The organism is Janthinobacterium sp. 1L-D-8-B-C4 (assembly GCF_057291295.1).
Map to the genome: position 1 here is coordinate 169632 of NZ_JBXAVX010000014.1, position 18263 is coordinate 187894.

Genomic DNA, 18263 nt, shown 5'->3' on the forward strand with positions numbered 1-18263 from the left:
GCGGCGCGCCTCCCTTGACACCACACCGTCGTCCGGCGGTGCTTTTTATACTGTGATGCCATGGAAATTTTCGGCGTTCCATTACAAGCGATGATGAGCCAGTTGCTGCTGGGTCTTGTCAACGGCTCGTTCTATGCCATGTTGTCTCTCGGTCTGGCCGTCATCTTTGGCCTGCTCAATGTCATTAATTTCTCGCACGGCGCCATGTACATGATGGGCGCCTTCCTGGCCTGGATGGGCCTGAGCTACTTCGATATCAATTACTGGGCCATGCTGGTGATCGCCCCGATCATTGTCGGCGCCTTTGGCATTCTGATCGAAAAGACCATGCTGCGCTGGCTCTACAAACTCGACCATCTGTATGGCTTGCTGCTGACCTTCGGCATTACCCTGATCGTCGAAGGCGTGTTCCGCTCGTTTTACGGCGTCTCGGGCCAGCCTTATGCCGTGCCGGAACTGCTGTCCGGTGCCACCGATCTGGGCTTCATGATCCTGCCGAATTATCGCGCCTGGGTGGTGGTTGCGTCATTGGTGGTGTGCCTGGCGACCTGGTTCGTGATCGAAAAAACCAAGCTCGGCGCCTACCTGCGCGCCGGCACGGAAAACCCGAAACTGGTAGAGGCATTCGGAATCAACGTGCCGCTGATGGTGACGTTGACGTTTGGCTTCGGCGTGGCACTGGCCGGTTTTGCCGGCGTGCTGGCCGCGCCCATCATCCAGGTCTCGCCGCTGATGGGCTCGAACCTGATCATCGTCGTATTCGCCGTGGTGGTGATTGGCGGCATGGGTTCCATCATGGGCTCGATCCTGACCGGCCTGGGCCTGGGCGTGATCGAGGGCCTGACCCGCGTGTTCTATCCGGAAGGCTCGGCCACCGTGGTGTTCGTGGTGATGGTCATCGTGCTGCTGCTGCGTCCGGCAGGCCTGTTCGGCAAAGAAAAGTAATCTCATCAGTCATGTATTGGAGCAATCACGATGAATAAGAATGTAGGCTACGCAATCGCCCTGGCGCTGGCGCTGGCCGCACCGTTTTACGGCTACCCGGTCTTCCTGATGAAGTTGTTGTGCTTTGCCCTGTTTGCCTGCGCCTTCAATTTGCTGATCGGCTATACCGGTTTGCTGTCGTTCGGCCATGCGGCGTTTTTTGGCGGCGCCGGCTATGTCACCGGCTACGCCTTGCGCACCTGGGGCTGGCCGACGGAACTGGGCCTGCTGGCCGGCGTCGCCACCGGCGCTTTCCTCGGCCTGGTGATGGGCGGCCTGGCGATCCGCCGCCAGGGCATCTACTTCACCATGATCACCTTGGCGCTGGCGCAGATGGTGTACTTCCTGGCGCTGCGCCTGCCGTTCACCGGTGGCGAAGATGGCTTGCAGGGTGTTCCACGTGGAACACTGCTCGGCACCATTGATCTCGGCAATGACACTGTGCTGTACTACGTGGTGCTGGCCATCTTTATCGCCGGCTTCGCCCTGATCGTGCGCACCATCCATTCGCCGTTCGGACAGGTGTTGAAAGCGATCAAGGAAAATGAACCGCGCGCGATTTCGCTCGGCTACGACGTCAACAAGTACAAGCTGACGGCCATCGTGCTGTCCGCTTCCCTGGCGGCCCTGGCCGGCGCCACCAAGACTCTGGTGCTGGGCTTTGAAACCCTGACCGATGTGTATTGGGGTATGTCGGGCCTGGTTGTATTGATGACCCTGGTCGGCGGCATGGGTACCCTGGCCGGCCCGATTATCGGCGCCGTGCTGATCATTGCGCTGGAAAACAAACTGGGCGACCTGGGTACTTTCCTGGCCACCCACACGGGCGTGGAATGGTTCGCCAGTCTGGGCGAATCGGTCGGCATCGTTACCGGCATCATTTTCGTGATCTGCGTGCTGATGTTCCGGCGCGGTATCGTGGGCGAGGCGATCGCTCGCTTCGGGGGCAGGGCAGCCAAGCCTGCAGCCTGAGTTGCAAGCAGCAAGCAAGGCCGGACGCAAGTCCGGCTTTTTTTATCTGGAGACAGTTTTTAGCGTTACCTCATCAATGAATGGAGAACAGCTATGACCACCACTACCACCACCATCCGCACCGGCGCCGGCTTGTGCAGCGTATTGATATTGGCCGCCTGCGGCAGCAGCCATACGGCCGAAGACCTGAACCAGTTGCCCGCCTATCTGGGCGCCATCACGCGCCTTGACGTCGATGGCAAGACCAATGACTTGTTGACGGCTGGCCTTGGCAAGACGGGCTTGGCCGCAGCGGCGCCCGCGTATGCCGACCCTGAGCGCCCGACCGCGCAGGAATTGCGCCGCAATGCCTTCCATGCCAATTACCGCGCCGTGCTCGACATTGCAGCGGGCAGCGGCTATGGCACCTTGTACGGCCCGAATGTCGACGCCAATGGCGTGGCCGGCAGCGGCGAAGGCTTGATCGCCGGCAGTGAATACGTGGCCTACGCCGACGATGGCAGCGGCAAGAAAAACGTCACCCTGATGGTGCAGGTGCCCGCCAGTTTCGATCCCGAGCGCGCCTGCATCGTCACAGGCACGTCGAGCGGCTCGCGCGGCATTTACGGCGCCATCGGCAGTTCGGGCGAATGGGCCCTCAAAAAAGGCTGCGCCGTGGCCTATGCCGACAAGGGCTCGGGCACCGGCCTGTATGTGTTCGAGGACGACAGCGTGAACCTGCAGAACGGCGTGCGCGCCACACGCTCCGCTGCTGGCAAGAACGCCATCTTCGCGCCCGACCTGACCGACGCCGATCGCGCCGCCTTTGCCAGCGCGAGTCCGAACCGCATCGCCTTCAAGCATGCGCACTCGCAACAGAACCCGGAAAAGGACTGGGGCAGGGCGACCTTGCAGGCGGTCGAATTTGCTTATTACGTGCTCAACGAACGCCATGGCGCCACCGCGCGCGACGGCGTGGCCCACCTGGTGCGCCTGAAGCCATCGAACACCATCACGATAGCGTCAAGCATTTCCAACGGCGCCGGCGCCGCACTGCTGGCCGCCGAGCAGGATACCAGGGGCCTGATCAGTGGCGTGGCCGCCAGCGAGCCGCAGATCCAGCCGCAGCCATCGACCGCATACAGCGTGCGCCAGGGGGCGGTGACGGTGGCCGGCGCTGGCCGCGCGCTGTTCGATTATTCCACCTATGCGGCGCTGTACCAGCCCTGCATCGCCTCGGTCGCTGGCAACGCCGGGCGCTGCACCGCGCTGGTGGCCAAAGGCCTGTTGACCGGTGGCGACCTGGCCTCACAGCAGCAGGATGCAAAACGCCGCTTGCAAGCGTATGGCTGGCTGGCGGACTCCGACCCGCTGCAGGCGTCGCACGCGGGCACGAATATCCTGGTGGCGGTAACCTATGCTTATGCCTACGGGAAATTTGCGGTGACCGACAAAGTCTGCGGCTTCAGCTTTGCGCAGACCGATGCGCTGGGCAACCCGGTCGCTTACACCAATGCGCAGAAGGCGGCCAGCTTTGCCACGCAAAACGGCATCCTCGGCAATGTCATCTATGAAAACGCCGTCGGTGGCGCACGCATGTATACGGCCGCCGTGTCGCCGTCGAGCAACCTGGCCGACCAGGCGCTCGATGGCTTCCTGTGCCTGCGCAGCCTGGCGACCGGTAGCGACGCCGTCAGCGGCGCCGCCCTGACGGGCAGCCTGGCCGCGCAAAGCGCACGGGTGCGCGCCGGCGTGGCGGAAGTGCAGGCAACGGGCAAGCTCAACGGCAAGCCGGCGATCATCGTGCAAGGGCGCAGCGATACGCTGATTCCCGTGAATCACGCTTCGCGCGCCTACTTGGGATTGAACGCGGCGGTGGAGGGCGGCAACAGCAAGCTGCGCTATATCGAGGTGACCAACGCCAATCACTTCGACTCCTTCAGCAGCGCCTTGCCGACCCTGGTGGTGCCGCTGCATGTGTACTTGAACCGGGCGCTGGACGCCCTGTATGCGCACCTGAAATCGAACCAGGCGCTGCCGCCATCGCAAATGGTACGCACGGTGACGCGGCCGGACGCCGGCACGCCGGTCACGAACGCCAACCTGCCGGCGATTGCGGCAACGCCGGCGGCGGCCAACAGCATCACGCTGACAGGGGCGGTAGTGAACGTGCCTGACTGAAGGTTTGTCCGGAAAAAAAATGGCCACGTTTCACGTGGCCATTTTTTTCAGCGCCAAGCGCTATCGGGTATCTGCGCCAGGCCCTGGAATACCGGTTTTGAAAACCAGTAGCCTTGCATCAGCGAGATACCGCAGCTGGCCAGGAAGTCGCGCTCGGCGCGCGTCTCGATGCCTTCGGCCAGCACCTTGATGTTCAGTTCGCGGCACAGGCTGGCGATCGAGCGCACGATGGCCTGGCGCGGTGCGTGACTGTCAATGCCGCGCACCAAGTCCATGTCGATCTTGATGATGTCGGGCTGGTATTCAGCCAGCAGGTTCAGTCCGGCATAGCCGGCGCCGAAATCGTCGATGGCGGTCTGGAAACCGAAACGCCGGTATTCACGGAAGATATTGACCAGGTGAGGGCGGTCCTGCACCCGTTCGCCTTCCGTTACTTCAAAGATGATTTTGTCGGTAGGGAAGTGATGCGTGCGCGCCGCTTCCAGCGTGCTGCGGATGCAGACCTCGGGACGGTACACGGCATTCGGCAAAAAATTAATCGACAGAAATTCCTGCATGCCCAGCCGCGCGGCGCCGGCCACCGCCTTGACGCGGCAAGCCTGGTCGAAGCGGTAGCGGTTTTCGTCCGTCACCTGGGCCAGCACGCTGGCGGCGCTTTCGCCGTTGGGTCCGCGCACCAGCGCCTCGTAGGCATAGATGCTGCGCGTGTCCAGATCCACGATGGGCTGGTAGGCATACTCGAATGCAAACGACAGCGGTGCGCTATCGTGGCAACCGGCACAACCTTTGTAGGGAAAGACGGTGGCGTCCGGATGGATGGGGATATCGGCAGGCTTCATGGGGCGTAGTTTACCATTCTCGTTGATGGCGTCAGTGTGCTGGTTCACCATGCGGCTGCATAGATGGCACGTGCGTCGGGCAAGGTGACGGTGCGTGGATTGTTGCCGAGCAAGCGGGTCTGCAGCATGGCGGCCTGGGCCAGGTCATCGAGATCCTCTTCGGCGATACCTACTTCACGCAAGGTGCGCACGATACTCGTCTCCAGCGCCAGTGTCTGCAGGGCCGTGATCAGACCTAGTGCGCGCGCTTCTTCGCTGCCGCTCGCTTGCGGCGCAACGATGGATGCCAGCTCGGCATACAGGGATGTCGCATGGCCGAGGTTAAAGCGCAGCACATGCGGCAGCACCAACGCATTCGACAAACCATGCGGCACGTGGAACATGCCGCCGATCGGATAGGCCAGGGCGTGCACGGCCGCCACCGGCGCGTTTGAAAAGGCCTGGCCGGCCAGCATGGCGCCCAGCAGCATGGCTTGCCGCGCCGCCAGGTCCTGGCCGTTGCGGCACACGCGCACGAGATTGGCGGCCAACAGAGACAAGGCTTGCCGCGCCAGCATGTCGGACAGCGGGTTTTTCAGATGCGCCGTGGTGTAGGCCTCGATCGCATGCACCATTGCGTCGATGCCGGTGGCGGCCGTCACGGCTGGCGGCAGGCCCAAGCTCAAGCTGGCATCCAGGATGGCCAGGTCCGCATACAGCTGCGGCGCCACCACGCCCATCTTGCTGGTGGCGCCGGTGGTAACGATTGAGATATTCGTCACTTCCGAACCGGTGCCGGCGGTGGTGGGAACTTGTATCAAGGGCAGGCGCGCGCCTTGCACTTTGCCGATGCCGTACATGTCGCCGAGTGCTTGCTGGCCCGGCGCGAGTACGGCGATCAGTTTGGCTACATCCATCGAACTGCCGCCGCCGAGTCCGATCACCAGTTCCACGTGAAACAATCGTGCCTGCTCCACGGCGGCCAGCACCACCGCTTCCGGCGGATCGGCCTGGACCTCGGAAAAGACATGCACCTCAAGGCCTGCCTCCTGCAAGCTGCGCAGCGGTGTATCCACCAGCCCCGTCGACAGGAAACCAGGATCGGTCACCAGCAGCGCTCGGCGCACGGCAGGGAAGTGCTGGCGCAGGTGCGCGCCGAGTTGGCTACTGGCACCAGGCTCACTGATCAGATGGGGAACGGTGCGAAACTGAAAGGCGGACATGCGAACTCCCGGCAGAGGTGATGCAGGAAGCTTACTCCGCTTCTTGCGCCTGCGCATGTTCCACGTGAAACCAATATTGACGATGATCAGCATTGTTTCACGTGGAACAGAAAACCGCGCATCGCTTGCTTGCTGAGTAAAAAATAGGCAAAAAATGGCCTGTAAAAAGTTACGGCCGCAAAAAGACTCTATAATCGGAGCTCACTCCTCGCATTTATCTATTACTCATGTTATTTCCTACAGAATTCGACGTCATCGTCGTCGGTGGTGGTCACGCCGGTACCGAGGCGGCCCTTGCTTCCGCCCGCATGGGGCAGAAGACGCTTTTGCTCACGCACAATATCGAGACCCTGGGCCAGATGTCCTGCAACCCGTCCATCGGCGGTATCGGCAAGGGTCATTTGGTCAAGGAAGTCGACGCCATGGGTGGCGCGATGGCGATTGCCACCGACGAGTCCGGCATCCAGTTTCGCATCCTCAATTCCTCGAAAGGCCCGGCAGTTCGCGCCACGCGCGCCCAGGCCGACCGTATTCTTTATAAAGCCGCGATCCGCTCGCGCCTGGAAAACCAGCCTAACCTGTGGCTGTTCCAGCAGGCGGTCGATGACCTGATCGTCGAAGGCGACCGCGTGGTCGGCGCAGTGACCCAGATCGGCCTGAAGTTCCTGGCGCGCGCGGTGGTGCTGACGGCTGGCACTTTCCTTGACGGCAAGATCCACGTTGGCCTGAATAACTACTCGGCCGGCCGCGCCGGCGACCCACCGGCCATTTCTCTATCCGCCCGCCTGAAGGAATTGAAGCTGCCGCAGGGCCGCCTGAAAACCGGCACGCCGCCGCGCATCGACGGGCGCAGCATCGACTTTTCCGTAATGCAGGAACAACCGGGCGACCTCGACCCGGTGCCCGTGTTTTCGGTCATGGGCAACACGTCCATGCACCCGCAACAGGTGCCGTGCTGGATCACCCACACGAATAGCCAGACGCACGACATCATCCGCGCCGGCCTCGATCGCAGCCCCATGTATACGGGCGTGATCGAAGGCGTGGGCCCGCGCTATTGCCCGTCGATCGAAGACAAGATCCACCGCTTCGCCGGCAAGGAATCGCACCAGATTTTCCTCGAGCCGGAAGGCTTGACCACGCACGAATTCTATCCGAACGGCATTTCGACCAGCCTGCCATTCGACGTGCAGATCGCCCTGGTGCGCTCGATGAAGGGCATGGAAAACGCGCATATCTTGCGCCCTGGCTACGCCATCGAATACGATTATTTCGACCCGCGCGGCTTGAAGGCGTCACTGGAAACCAAGGTGGTGGCGGGCCTGTTCTTTGCCGGCCAGATCAATGGCACCACCGGTTACGAAGAGGCGGCTGCGCAAGGCATGCTGGCCGGCATCAATGCCGCACTGCTGACACAAGGCAAGGAATCGTGGACACCAGGCCGCTCGGAAGCCTACCTGGGCGTACTGGTTGACGACCTGATCACGCAGGGCGTGCAAGAGCCTTACCGCATGTTTACCAGCCGTGCCGAATACCGTTTGAGCCTGCGCGAAGACAATGCCGACATGCGCCTGACGGAAATCGGCCGCGCTCTGGGTTGCGTTGGAGATGTGCAGTGGGAAGCGTTCGAGCGCAAGCGCGAAGCGGTAGCGGTCGAACTGGAACGCCTGCGTTCCACGTGGGTCAACCCGCGTATCCTGGCAGCGGCCGAATCGGAACGCATCGTCGGCCAGGCGATCGAGCGCGAGTATTCGCTGGCAGACTTGCTGCGCCGCCCGAACGTGGCCTACGACACCCTGATGAGCATGACCGGCGTTGAAGGCCAGGCGCTGGCAGGCCCCGGCGTGGAAGACCCGGCGGTACGAGAACAGGTGGAAATCCAACTCAAGTATGCGGGTTATATCGAGCGCCAGAGCAAGGAAATCGAGCGCCACGAACACTATGAAAACCTGGCCCTGCCAGAAGGGTTCAATTACCTGGACATCACCGCGCTGTCGGTCGAAGTACGCCAGAAACTCGACAAGCAGCGCCCGGAAACCCTGGGCCAGGCCTCGCGCATTTCGGGCGTCACGCCGGCGGCGATTTCGCTGCTGCTGGTCCACCTGAAAAAGCGCGGCTTTGGCGCAGGTCAGGCCGAAATACAGACCACCACTTTACAGGACGAGGTTGTTGAATGAAGCAGTTTGACCGGGCCACACTGGCCCAGATTTTACAAGATGGCATTACCGCGCTGGGGCTGGACCTGAGCGCGCAGCAAGCGGAACAACTGCTCGATTATCTGGCCTTGCTGGCCAAGTGGAACAGCGTCTACAACCTGACCTCGGTGCGCGATCCGCTGCAGATGCTGACCCTGCACGTGCTCGATTCCCTGGCCGCCGTGCCGGCGTTTGCTGACGCGAAAAACGTGCTTGATGTAGGCGCTGGCGGCGGCCTGCCGGGCATGGTGCTGGCCATCGCGCGGCCCGATATCAAGGTGTCGATGATCGATACGGTGCACAAGAAAACTGCGTTTTTGACACAAGTAAAGGCCGAACTGGGCCTGGCCAACGTCACGGTGTACACCAAGCGCGTGGAGCAGCTGGAAGTACAGCAGAAATTCGACGTCATCACCTCGCGCGCCTTTGCCGACCTGTCCGACTTCGTCAACTGGTCAAACCACGTATTGGACGAGGACGGTCAATTTATCGCCTTGAAAGGGGTGGCCCCGCCAGACGAACGCGAGCGACTGCCGGCAGACTGGAAAGTGACGAAATTACAGGCTATAGCGGTTCCAGGGCTAAATGCAGAGCGTCATCTGGTATTTATAGCAAGAATTTGAAGAGTCAAAAATAAACGATATAAATCATTTATACAGTATAAATTATATAAATCGTATAAACAGAATAAACGATTTATATCGTATAAATAGAATAAACAAAATAAATAGTATAAATCGTTTCGGCGCTATGCCGGGGCGCGACAACGAAGTTTGCATCCATTTACAACTAGAAGATACATGGCCAAAATTTTTTGTGTAGCAAATCAAAAGGGTGGTGTTGGTAAAACCACAACGAGCGTCAATCTGTCCGCCGGCCTGGCCAAGCTGGACCAGCGCGTGCTGCTGGTCGACCTCGATCCGCAAGGCAATGCCACCATGGGTGCCGGCATCAACAAGGCGGGGCTGAGCGCGTCGACGTATGAAGTGATGCTGGGCGAGTCCGATGTCAGGACCGCACGCCAGCGTTCGGAAGCGGGCCGCTTCGACGTATTGCCGTCGAACCGCGAACTGGCCGGCGCTGAAGTCGAGATGGTGGAACTGGACCGCCGCGAAAGCCGGCTGAAGGATGCGCTAGCCGAAGTCGATGGCGACTACGATTTCATCCTGGTCGATTGTCCGCCGGCGTTGTCGATGCTGACCCTGAACGGCCTGTGCGCCGCGCATGGCGTAATTATCCCGATGCAGTGCGAGTACTACGCACTCGAAGGCTTGTCGGACCTGGTCAACACCATCAAGAAGGTGCACGCCAATCTGAACCCCGAGCTGAAAATCATCGGCTTGCTGCGCGTGATGTTCGATCCACGCATGACATTATCGCAACAAGTGTCGGCCCAGCTGGAACAGCACTTCGGCGACAAGGTCTTCAAGACCATTATCCCGCGCAACGTGCGCCTGGCCGAAGCGCCATCGTATGGATTGCCTGGCGTCAACTTCGACCCCAGCTCGAAAGGCGCGCAAGCGTATATCGCCTTTGGCGCCGAAATGGTCGAGCGCATCAAACATATGTAAATAGAACAGTACAGACCCGCAGCATCGGGGTCCGACCCTTGGGGTCGTACCGCAGCTTCTGCAGTTTGGTTAATACTGTGTTAACCCCAAGAAAAATACTGGGGTCAGGTCCAAAGGGTCTGACCCCCAAGTTAGTTAGGACAGCATGGCTACCAAAAAATTAAAAGGACTGGGGCGCGGCCTCGACGCCCTGTTGGGTGGCGGCGATTTCGCCAGCCCTGAAGTGAACACGCCGACAAGCTTGCCGGTAACACAAATGCAAGCCGGCAAATACCAGCCGCGCACGCGCATGGACGAGGGCGCCTTGAATGAACTGGCCGCTTCGATCAAGGCGCAGGGATTGATGCAGCCGATCCTGGTGCGGCCGATCGGCCAGGATACCCTGAGCGGAATTATCAAATATGAAATCATCGCCGGCGAGCGCCGTTTTCGTGCTTCGCAACTGGCCGGCCTGACCGAGGTGCCGGTGCTGGTGCGCGATGTCGACGACCTGGCAGCGGCCGCCATGGCGCTGATCGAGAACATCCAGCGCGAAGACCTGAACCCGCTGGAAGAAGCGCAAGGTATTCATCGCCTGATCACCGACTTCAGTTTTACCCATGAGCAAGCGGCCACTGCGGTCGGGCGCTCGCGCAGCGCGGTGTCGAACCTGCTGCGGCTGATGAACCTGGCAGCTCCGGTGCAAACCATGCTGATGGCCGGCGACATCGACATGGGCCATGCACGCGCGCTGCTGGCCGTCGACGCGGCCAGCCAGATCACCCTGGCCAATCAGGTGGTGGCAAAACGCCTGTCGGTGCGCGAAACGGAAAAACTGGTCACCCGCACGGTCGAAGAAGCAGCCAACCCGACCGAGCCGCGTGTCAAGGAGAAGTCGGGCGATATCGCGCGCCTGGAAGAAGAGCTGTCGGACGCGCTGGCCACGCCGGTGGTCTTCAAGATGGGCAGCAAGGGGCGCGGCCAGTTGGTGATCGATTTTGCCGATCTTGACATATTGGACGGTTTGCTGAGCCGTTTGCGTGGTTAAATGGCGGACTGCTGACATAGTCGGAAGCGGCTGCACAAGCCGCTTTGCAATATGTTGGTGCAAAGCGCCGCGAAGTGTCGGTAAAGCGTCTGTTTCATGCAGCAATTGCCCTGCAGCGGTGCGTCAACGTTTGACTCTGTATGTCAAAGCCAACTATAATCCCGTGTCTTTGCGTGTGTAGATTTTTCTGGGAACTTGGTAATTGAGTGATTCGAAGCAAAACATTGCCAAGCCAGTCTACAAAGTAGTTGCCTTGCAGCTAGCAATCGTGATCAGCTTCGCCACTGTTACCCTGTTTTTCGGTGGCAGTGTGAAGGGCTGGTCTGCCGCAGTTGGCGGTGCAATCGCCGTCATTGGCAGCATGACATATGCCATGCTGGTCGTTCGCGGCTCCAGCGACGCCAAAAAGGCTTTTCGTGCGCACGTACGCGCCGAAGCGGTGAAAATGTTTATCACAGCGGTGCTGTTTATATTGGCACTGGTGTTGTTTCAGTCGGCCGCCTGGTTATGGCTGATCTTGGGTTTCGCGGTGGCAACCTTAGCATACTGGTTTTCATTGCTCGCTGTTTAATCATTGGTTTTAGGGCCTGTTGTGCTCTGAAACGACAAATCTAAATTCATTATGACCACAGAACACGCTATTGAAGCGGGCCATGCTGCCCCGGCCAACGCCACAGAATACATCAGTCACCATTTGACCCACTTGAAAAGTGCCAGTGGCACCTTCAATCTGGACACCTTCTGGATCTCTGCTGCCCTGGGCTTTGTTTTCCTTGCCGTTTTCTACATGGCCTCGCGCCGCGCGACGGCCGGTGTTCCTGGCAAGCTGCAAAACTTCGTTGAAATGATCATGGAAATGGTCAATGAGACTATTAATGGTGCTTTTCACGCAAAAAGCAAGATCATCGCCCCGCTGGCCATCACGATTTTCGTCTGGGTCTGGCTGTTGAACGCGATGGACTTCCTGCCGGTTGACCTGCTGCCGATGATTTTGAGCTTGTTTGGCGTGCATAACCTGCGCGTGGTACCGACCGCCGACGTGAACCATACTTTTGGCATGTCGTTCTCGGTGGTTCTTTGCATTATCGCGTTTTCGGTCAAGGCCAAGGGCCTGGGCGGCTGGATCAAGGAATTGTTTACGGCGCCGTTCCATGCAAGCGGCATCATCGGCACGATCTTGTTGGCACCAGTTAATTTCTTGCTGCAAATGGTTGAGTTGGTTGCAAAACTGATCTCCCTGTCGCTGCGATTGTTCGGCAATATGTATGCCGGCGAGCTGATTTTCATCTTGATCGCGTTGTTGCCTTGGTGGGCACAGTGGGCGTTGGGTGGTCCATGGGCAATTTTCCATATCTTGATTGTAACTTTGCAAGCTTTTGTGTTTATGGCGTTGACGGTTGTGTATCTGAGCCTTGCGGTTGAGAAGCACTAATCAGCAACTTTATATTTTGTTTTTTTGTTAGTACCTTTCGTTTTTAAATTTAGGAGAATTTTATGCAAGCTCTGATCGCACAAGTACAAAGCATGACCGTTCTGGCAGCAGCAATCATCATCGGCCTGGCCGCAATCGGTACCGCTTTGGGCTTCGCTATCTTGGGTGGTAAATTCCTGGAAGCTTCGGCACGTCAACCAGAACTGATGCCACAACTGCAAACCAAACTGTTCGTTATCGCTGGTCTGCTGGATGCCATCTCGATGATCGGCGTTGGTATCGCTCTGCTGTACACGTTCGCTAACCCGTTCCTGGCTCCATTGATGGCTGCTGCTCAGTAATTCGCTCCAATCCTAGGAGAAACTTTTAGTCAGGAGCAAAGGTATGGACATCAATATGTCGCTCATCGGCCAGATGATCACCTTCGCGGTGTTGGTCTGGTTTTCGATGAAGTTCGTATTTCCAGCGCTGAATACAGCGCTGGATGAGCGTGCCAAACGAATCGCGGATGGATTGGCTGCGGCTGATCAAGGTCAGGCTTCGATGGCTGTCGCTGAAAAGCGTGCGCAAGAAGCATTGAACGGTGCACGTGAAGAAGCGTCGCAACGCGTTGCGGACGCTGAAAAGCGTGCCCAGCTGGTTGCTGAAGAGATCAAGCAAAATGCCCAGGCTGAAGCGGCGCGTATCATTGCGCAAGCCCAGTCCGACGCCGAGCAGCAACTGTCGAAAGCACGCGAACAACTGCGCGCTCAGGTGGCTGACCTGGCGATCAAAGGTGCCGAGCAGATCCTGAAGCGTGAAGTCAACGCGACGGCGCACGCCGAAATGTTGCAGCGTCTTGCTGTCGAGCTGTAATCATGGCAGAACTCGCAACCGTCGCCCGTCCCTACGCGGAAGCTTTGTTCCGCGTAGCCCAAGCAGGTAAGGAGTCAAGCAACCTCGCGGCGTGGTCCGAACTGGTGTCCGAATTGGCCCAGGTCGGTAGCCACCCCGAGGTACAGGCGTACGCGCGCAATCCGAAAGTTTCGGATAGCGACGTCGCCGCCACCATCCTGTCGTTGTTGAAATCGCCGCTCAACGAAGAAGTCAAAAACTTCGTCAACTTGTTGATCGAAAATGGCCGCATCAGCCTGCTGCCGGAAATCGGCGCGCAATTCCATGCCTTGAAAAATGGCCTGGAAGGTGCGGCTGACGCCGAGATCACGAGCGCTTTCGATCTGAGCGAAGGCCAAACGGCCGAGCTGGTCGCAACGCTGGAAAAGAAATTCAGTCGTAAGCTCAACCCTGCTGTCACAGTGGATCCATCGCTGCTTGGCGGCGTGCGCGTAGTTGTTGGCGATCAGGTGTTCGACACCTCGGTGCGCGCCAAACTGCAGCAATTGCACGCCGCACTGGTGTCGTAAGACACGCGCTTCGGCAGGCCAGCTTAGACAGACCCTTACCCCTCGCGCAAGCTGAGAGAAACACTTTTAGGAGTTAGTATGCAACTCAACCCATCTGAAATCAGCGAGTTGATCAAGAGCCGGATCCAAGGTCTTGATGGCGGCGCTGAAGTGCGTAACCAAGGCACGGTTATTTCCGTCGCCGACGGTATCTGCCGCATCCACGGCCTGTCGGACGTGATGCAAGGCGAGATGCTGGAATTCCCGGGCAACACCTTTGGCCTGGCGATGAATCTGGAGCGCGACTCCGTCGGCGCCGTGATTCTGGGTGCTTACGAGCACATCTCCGAAGGCGACACGGTGAAATGCACCGGCCGCATTCTGGAAGTGCCGGTCGGTCCTGAACTGTGCGGTCGCGTGGTCAATGCACTGGGCCAGCCGATCGACGGCAAAGGCCCGGTCAACGCCAAGCTGACCTCGCCGATCGAAAAAATCGCCCCGGGCGTGATCGCCCGTGAATCCGTTTCGCAACCGATGCAAACCGGCCTGAAGTCGATCGATGCGATGGTACCGATTGGCCGTGGCCAGCGCGAGCTGATCATTGGCGACCGTCAAACCGGTAAATCGGCCGTGGCGGTTGATGCGATCATCAATCAAAAAGGCCAGGGCATGACGTGTATCTACGTCGCCATCGGCCAAAAAGCGTCGACGATCAAAAACATCGTGCGTTCGCTGGAAACCCACGGCGCGATGGAATACACCATCGTTGTCGCCGCGACCGCGTCGGAATCGGCCGCCATGCAGTACATCTCGGCCTACTCGGGCTGCGCCATGGGCGAGTACTTCCGCGACCGTGGTGAAGATGCACTGATCGTCTACGATGATCTGTCGAAACAAGCCGTTGCTTACCGTCAAATCTCGCTGCTGCTGCGCCGTCCACCAGGTCGCGAAGCGTACCCTGGCGACGTGTTCTACCTGCACAGCCGCCTGCTCGAACGCGCAGCCCGCGTGAACGCCGACTACGTCGAGAAGTTCACCGACGGCGCCGTCAAAGGCAAGACCGGTTCGCTGACGGCGCTGCCGATCATCGAAACCCAAGCGGGTGACGTGTCGGCCTTCGTGCCAACCAACGTGATTTCGATTACCGACGGCCAGATCTTCCTGGAAACGTCGTTGTTCAACGCCGGTATCCGTCCTGCAATTAACGCCGGTATTTCCGTATCGCGCGTCGGTGGCGCCGCCCAGACCAAGGTCATCAAAAACCTGTCCGGCGGTATCCGTACCGACTTGGCGCAGTACCGTGAATTGGCCGCGTTTGCGCAGTTCGCCTCCGACCTGGACGAATCGACCCGCAAGCAGCTCGACCGTGGTGCACGCGTGACGGAATTGCTCAAGCAAGCCCAGTACTCGCCATTGTCGATCTCGCTGATGGCCGTCTCGCTGTTCTCGGTGAACAAGGGCTTCATGGACGACGTGCCAGTCAAGCAGGTGCTGTCGTTCGAAGCAGGCGTCCACGCTTACATGAAAACCAAGCAAGCTGCTCTGCTGGCCAAGATCGAAGAAACCAAGCAACTCGACAAAGACAGCGAAGCAACTCTGTCGGCGGCCATTGCTGATTTCAAGAAATCCGGCGCATATTAAGCGGCCAGGCGGCGCCCACCATGTGTGAGGCGCTGCCCTACGCGCAGAAGGAGTAAGGACTCATGGCATCAAGCAAAGAGATACGTGGCAAGATCAAAAGCGTAGAGAATACGAAGAAGATCACCAAGGCGATGGAAATGGTCGCCGCGTCCAAAATGCGCAAGGCGCAAGACCGGATGCGGGCTGCTCGTCCCTACAGTGACAAGATTCGTAATATCGCCGCCAATCTGGCGAATGCCAATCCGGAATACACGCACCCGTTCCTGGCGGCAGCGCAAGGCACGGAAGCCAAGGCAGTGGGTTTCATCGTCGTCACGACCGACAAGGGTCTGTGCGGCGGCATGAATACCAATATCTTGCGCCAGGTGACGTCCAAGGCGCGCGGGCTGGAAACAGCCGGCAACAAGATTGAAGCAGTCGCCATCGGTAACAAGGGTTTGGGTTTTTTGAATCGCATCGGCGTCAAGATCGTCGCCTCCGCGATTCAGACTGGTGATACGCCGCACCTGGATAAATTGATCGGACCTGTCAAGGTCATGCTCGAAGAGTTCCAGGCAGGCAAGCTCGACGCAGTGTACCTGTGCTACACCAAATTCATCAACACGATGAAGCAGGAACCAGTGGTCGAACAGCTGCTGCCTTTGACGGCCGACAAAATGGTCGCCGACAAGAGCGCACACTCGTGGGATTACATCTACGAGCCGGATGCACAAAGCATCATCGACGAATTGCTGGAGCGCTATGTAGAAGCGCTGGTGTACCAGGCAGTCGCAGAAAATCTGGCGTCCGAGCAATCGGCACGGATGGTCGCGATGAAAGCTGCAAGCGACAACGCAGGTAGTGTGATCGGCGAACTGAAGCTCGTCTACAACAAGACCCGCCAAGCTGCGATTACCAAAGAACTCTCCGAAATCGTCGCCGGTGCGGCAGCGGTTTAAACGAATTTAACTATATTTGAAGGAACGAACATGGCTGATGGCAAAATCGTTCAGTGTATCGGCGCTGTGGTGGACGTTGAGTTTCCCCGCAACGCGATGCCCAAGGTATTTGATGCCTTGAAGATGGCGGGCTCGGAACTGACCCTGGAAGTACAACAGCAGTTGGGCGACGGCATTGTCCGTACCATTGCACTCGGCTCGTCCGATGGCCTGCGTCGCGGCATGATGATCCAGAACACCGGCAAACCTATCATGGTGCCAGTCGGTAAAGCAACCCTGGGCCGCATCATGGACGTGCTGGGTAACCCGATCGACGAATGCGGTCCGGTATCGCACGAACAGATCGCCTCGATCCACCGCACCGCTCCTGCGTACGACGAACTGTCGCCATCGCAAGAACTGCTGGAAACCGGCATCAAGGTGATCGACCTGGTGTGCCCGTTTGCAAAAGGCGGTAAAGTCGGCCTGTTCGGCGGCGCCGGCGTGGGCAAGACCGTGAACATGATGGAACTGATCAACAACATCGCCAAGGCACACAGCGGCGTGTCCGTGTTTGCCGGCGTCGGTGAGCGTACTCGCGAGGGTAACGACTTCTACCACGAGATGGCTGATGCGAAAGTGGTCGATCTGGAAAATCCGGAAAACTCCAAAGTGGCAATGGTCTACGGCCAGATGAATGAGCCGCCAGGTAACCGTCTGCGCGTCGCGCTGACCGGCCTGACGATCGCTGAATCGTTCCGTGATGAAGGCAAGGACGTGTTGTTCTTCGTCGACAACATCTACCGCTTCACCCTGGCCGGTACCGAAGTATCGGCACTGCTGGGCCGTATGCCGTCGGCGGTGGGCTACCAGCCTACCCTGGCCGAAGAAATGGGCCGTCTGCAAGAGCGCATCACCTCGACCAAGACCGGTTCGATCACCTCGATCCAGGCCGTCTACGTTCCTGCCGATGATTACACCGATCCTTCGCCAGCAACCACCTTCGGCCACTTGGATTCGACCGTTGCCCTGTCGCGTGACATCGCTTCGCTGGGTATCTACCCGGCCGTCGATCCACTCGACTCGACCTCGCGCCAGCTGGACCCGCTGATCGTCGGTCAAGAGCACTATGACACCGCGCGTGCCGTGCAAACGACCCTGCAGCGCTACAAGGAACTGCGTGACATTATCGCGATTCTGGGCATGGACGAGCTGGCACCGGAAGACAAACTGCTGGTGGCCCGCGCACGTAAGATGCAGCGTTTCCTGTCGCAGCCTTTCCACGTCGCTGAAGTATTTACCGGTTCGCCAGGTAAATACGTTTCGCTGAAAGACACGATCAAAGGCTTCAAGATGATCGCGTCGGGCGAACTCGATCACCTGCCGGAACAAGCGTTCTACATGGTCGGCACGATCGACGAAGCAATCGAAAAAGCCAAGAAACTTAACTAAGTTAAGTCTGGGCCTAACCCCGCCCCTCACCGGGCGGGGTTCTTCAACCCGATAGGACACACATGGCACACACAATTCACGTTGACGTGGTTTCCGCTGAAGAATTGATTTTTTCAGGTGAAGCAGAATTCGTCGCGTTGCCGGGTGAACAGGGCGAGCTGGGTATCTACCCACGCCACACGCCCTTGATTACCCGCATCCGTCCGGGCGCGGTCCGCATCAAGGTAGTCGGCCAGGCTGAAGAAGAGTTCGTCTTCGTTGCCGGCGGCCTGCTGGAAGTGCAGCCTGACACCGTGACCGTCCTGGCCGATACCGCGATCCGTGGTCACGACCTCGACGAAGCGAAAGCGCTGGAAGCGAAGAAGCTGGCGGAAGAAAATATTCACAACAAGGATTCGGGCATCGACTACGCGCAAGCGCAAGCCGAGCTGGCCAGCGCGATTGCGCAACTGGCCGCGATCCAGAAGCTGCGCAAGCATTAATTTGCCG

18 protein-coding genes are annotated in these 18263 nt (G+C 58.9%); 16 read left to right on the forward strand and 2 right to left on the reverse strand.

What is annotated here, in order from left to right; genetic code table 11:
* Positions 1–60 precede the first annotated feature (60 nt).
* From AC0Z42_RS22390 to AC0Z42_RS22400, 3 genes are all read left to right on the forward strand, one after another.
* The gene (locus AC0Z42_RS22390; protein WP_485470386.1) at positions 61–945 is read left to right on the forward strand and encodes a branched-chain amino acid ABC transporter permease; all 885 of its coding nucleotides are present in this window, start codon (positions 61–63) and stop codon (positions 943–945) included.
* A gap of 30 nt (positions 946–975) precedes the next feature.
* Positions 976–1956: a branched-chain amino acid ABC transporter permease gene (locus tag AC0Z42_RS22395; RefSeq protein ID WP_485470387.1), complete on the forward strand. Its 981-nt coding sequence runs from the start codon at positions 976–978 to the stop codon at positions 1954–1956.
* Between the two features lie 93 nt (positions 1957–2049).
* Positions 2050–4116 carry a 3-hydroxybutyrate oligomer hydrolase family protein gene (locus AC0Z42_RS22400; RefSeq protein ID WP_485470388.1) on the forward strand — a complete coding sequence of 689 codons (2067 nt, stop codon included), beginning with the start codon at positions 2050–2052 and terminating at the stop codon, positions 4114–4116.
* A gap of 47 nt (positions 4117–4163) precedes the next feature.
* Here AC0Z42_RS22400 and AC0Z42_RS22405 read toward each other — a convergent pair whose 3' ends face one another.
* Positions 4164–4955 carry an EAL domain-containing protein gene (locus AC0Z42_RS22405; protein ID WP_485470389.1) on the reverse strand — a complete coding sequence of 264 codons (792 nt, stop codon included), beginning with the start codon at positions 4953–4955 and terminating at the stop codon, positions 4164–4166.
* Between the two features lie 44 nt (positions 4956–4999).
* A complete protein-coding gene (locus AC0Z42_RS22410; RefSeq protein ID WP_485470390.1) occupies positions 5000–6157 on the reverse strand; it encodes an iron-containing alcohol dehydrogenase in 1158 nt (385 codons plus the stop codon).
* Positions 6158–6384: 227 nt separating this feature from the next.
* On the opposite strand from AC0Z42_RS22410, the gene mnmG reads away from it, so the two are divergent.
* From mnmG to AC0Z42_RS22475, 13 genes are all read left to right on the forward strand, one after another.
* Entirely contained in the window at positions 6385–8334 is a 1950-nt protein-coding gene (mnmG, locus tag AC0Z42_RS22415; protein ID WP_485470391.1) for a tRNA uridine-5-carboxymethylaminomethyl(34) synthesis enzyme MnmG, read from the forward strand.
* Complete coding sequence (gene rsmG / locus AC0Z42_RS22420) at positions 8331–8975, forward strand: 16S rRNA (guanine(527)-N(7))-methyltransferase RsmG (RefSeq protein WP_485470392.1); 645 nt, start codon at positions 8331–8333, stop codon at positions 8973–8975. Before mnmG ends, rsmG begins: the two co-directional genes overlap by 4 nt.
* 177 nt (positions 8976–9152) lie before the next feature.
* Entirely contained in the window at positions 9153–9923 is a 771-nt protein-coding gene (locus tag AC0Z42_RS22425; protein WP_485470393.1) for a ParA family protein, read from the forward strand.
* Between the two features lie 145 nt (positions 9924–10068).
* The gene (locus AC0Z42_RS22430) at positions 10069–10950 is read left to right on the forward strand and encodes a ParB/RepB/Spo0J family partition protein (RefSeq protein WP_485470394.1); all 882 of its coding nucleotides are present in this window, start codon (positions 10069–10071) and stop codon (positions 10948–10950) included.
* A 202-nt stretch (positions 10951–11152) separates the two neighbouring features.
* Entirely contained in the window at positions 11153–11521 is a 369-nt protein-coding gene (locus tag AC0Z42_RS22435) for an ATP synthase subunit I (protein WP_094442673.1), read from the forward strand.
* Between the two features lie 51 nt (positions 11522–11572).
* Positions 11573–12382: a F0F1 ATP synthase subunit A gene (gene atpB / locus AC0Z42_RS22440; RefSeq protein ID WP_485470395.1), complete on the forward strand. Its 810-nt coding sequence runs from the start codon at positions 11573–11575 to the stop codon at positions 12380–12382.
* A 62-nt stretch (positions 12383–12444) separates the two neighbouring features.
* Positions 12445–12723, forward strand: coding sequence for a F0F1 ATP synthase subunit C (gene atpE / locus AC0Z42_RS22445; protein WP_094442675.1), 279 nt, complete (start codon positions 12445–12447; stop codon positions 12721–12723).
* Positions 12724–12766: 43 nt separating this feature from the next.
* Positions 12767–13237, forward strand: a complete 471-nt coding sequence (locus AC0Z42_RS22450; RefSeq protein WP_094442676.1) for a F0F1 ATP synthase subunit B — start codon at positions 12767–12769, stop codon at positions 13235–13237.
* A gap of 2 nt (positions 13238–13239) precedes the next feature.
* Positions 13240–13785: a F0F1 ATP synthase subunit delta gene (locus tag AC0Z42_RS22455; RefSeq protein WP_485470396.1), complete on the forward strand. Its 546-nt coding sequence runs from the start codon at positions 13240–13242 to the stop codon at positions 13783–13785.
* A gap of 78 nt (positions 13786–13863) precedes the next feature.
* On the forward strand, positions 13864–15405 hold the full coding sequence (gene atpA, locus AC0Z42_RS22460) for a F0F1 ATP synthase subunit alpha (RefSeq protein ID WP_485470397.1): 1542 nt from the start codon (positions 13864–13866) through the stop codon (positions 15403–15405).
* Positions 15406–15467: 62 nt separating this feature from the next.
* Positions 15468–16343, forward strand: a complete 876-nt coding sequence (gene atpG / locus AC0Z42_RS22465) for a F0F1 ATP synthase subunit gamma (RefSeq protein WP_485470398.1) — start codon at positions 15468–15470, stop codon at positions 16341–16343.
* A gap of 30 nt (positions 16344–16373) precedes the next feature.
* Positions 16374–17774: a F0F1 ATP synthase subunit beta gene (atpD, locus tag AC0Z42_RS22470; protein WP_485470399.1), complete on the forward strand. Its 1401-nt coding sequence runs from the start codon at positions 16374–16376 to the stop codon at positions 17772–17774.
* A gap of 62 nt (positions 17775–17836) precedes the next feature.
* Positions 17837–18256 (forward strand): F0F1 ATP synthase subunit epsilon, encoded by a 420-nt coding sequence (locus tag AC0Z42_RS22475; RefSeq protein WP_065307860.1) that lies wholly within the window; start codon positions 17837–17839, stop codon positions 18254–18256.
* Positions 18257–18263 lie beyond the last annotated feature (7 nt).

Excerpts from the sequence above, each read along its gene's own strand:
- AC0Z42_RS22390 (WP_485470386.1), top strand. The coding sequence starts at position 61 with ATGGAAATTTTCGGCGTTCCATTACAAGCGATGATGAGCCAGTTGCTG.
- AC0Z42_RS22395 (WP_485470387.1), top strand. The coding sequence starts at position 976 with ATGAATAAGAATGTAGGCTACGCAATCGCCCTGGCGCTGGCGCTGGCC.
- AC0Z42_RS22400 (WP_485470388.1), top strand. The coding sequence starts at position 2,050 with ATGACCACCACTACCACCACCATCCGCACCGGCGCCGGCTTGTGCAGC.
- AC0Z42_RS22405 (WP_485470389.1), bottom strand. The coding sequence starts at position 4,955 with ATGAAGCCTGCCGATATCCCCATCCATCCGGACGCCACCGTCTTTCCC.
- AC0Z42_RS22410 (WP_485470390.1), bottom strand. The coding sequence starts at position 6,157 with ATGTCCGCCTTTCAGTTTCGCACCGTTCCCCATCTGATCAGTGAGCCT.
- mnmG (WP_485470391.1), top strand. The coding sequence starts at position 6,385 with ATGTTATTTCCTACAGAATTCGACGTCATCGTCGTCGGTGGTGGTCAC.
- rsmG (WP_485470392.1), top strand. The coding sequence starts at position 8,331 with ATGAAGCAGTTTGACCGGGCCACACTGGCCCAGATTTTACAAGATGGC.
- AC0Z42_RS22425 (WP_485470393.1), top strand. The coding sequence starts at position 9,153 with ATGGCCAAAATTTTTTGTGTAGCAAATCAAAAGGGTGGTGTTGGTAAA.
- AC0Z42_RS22430 (WP_485470394.1), top strand. The coding sequence starts at position 10,069 with ATGGCTACCAAAAAATTAAAAGGACTGGGGCGCGGCCTCGACGCCCTG.
- atpB (WP_485470395.1), top strand. The coding sequence starts at position 11,573 with ATGACCACAGAACACGCTATTGAAGCGGGCCATGCTGCCCCGGCCAAC.
- atpE (WP_094442675.1), top strand. The coding sequence starts at position 12,445 with ATGCAAGCTCTGATCGCACAAGTACAAAGCATGACCGTTCTGGCAGCA.
- AC0Z42_RS22450 (WP_094442676.1), top strand. The coding sequence starts at position 12,767 with ATGGACATCAATATGTCGCTCATCGGCCAGATGATCACCTTCGCGGTG.
- AC0Z42_RS22455 (WP_485470396.1), top strand. The coding sequence starts at position 13,240 with ATGGCAGAACTCGCAACCGTCGCCCGTCCCTACGCGGAAGCTTTGTTC.
- atpA (WP_485470397.1), top strand. The coding sequence starts at position 13,864 with ATGCAACTCAACCCATCTGAAATCAGCGAGTTGATCAAGAGCCGGATC.
- atpG (WP_485470398.1), top strand. The coding sequence starts at position 15,468 with ATGGCATCAAGCAAAGAGATACGTGGCAAGATCAAAAGCGTAGAGAAT.
- atpD (WP_485470399.1), top strand. The coding sequence starts at position 16,374 with ATGGCTGATGGCAAAATCGTTCAGTGTATCGGCGCTGTGGTGGACGTT.
- AC0Z42_RS22475 (WP_065307860.1), top strand. The coding sequence starts at position 17,837 with ATGGCACACACAATTCACGTTGACGTGGTTTCCGCTGAAGAATTGATT.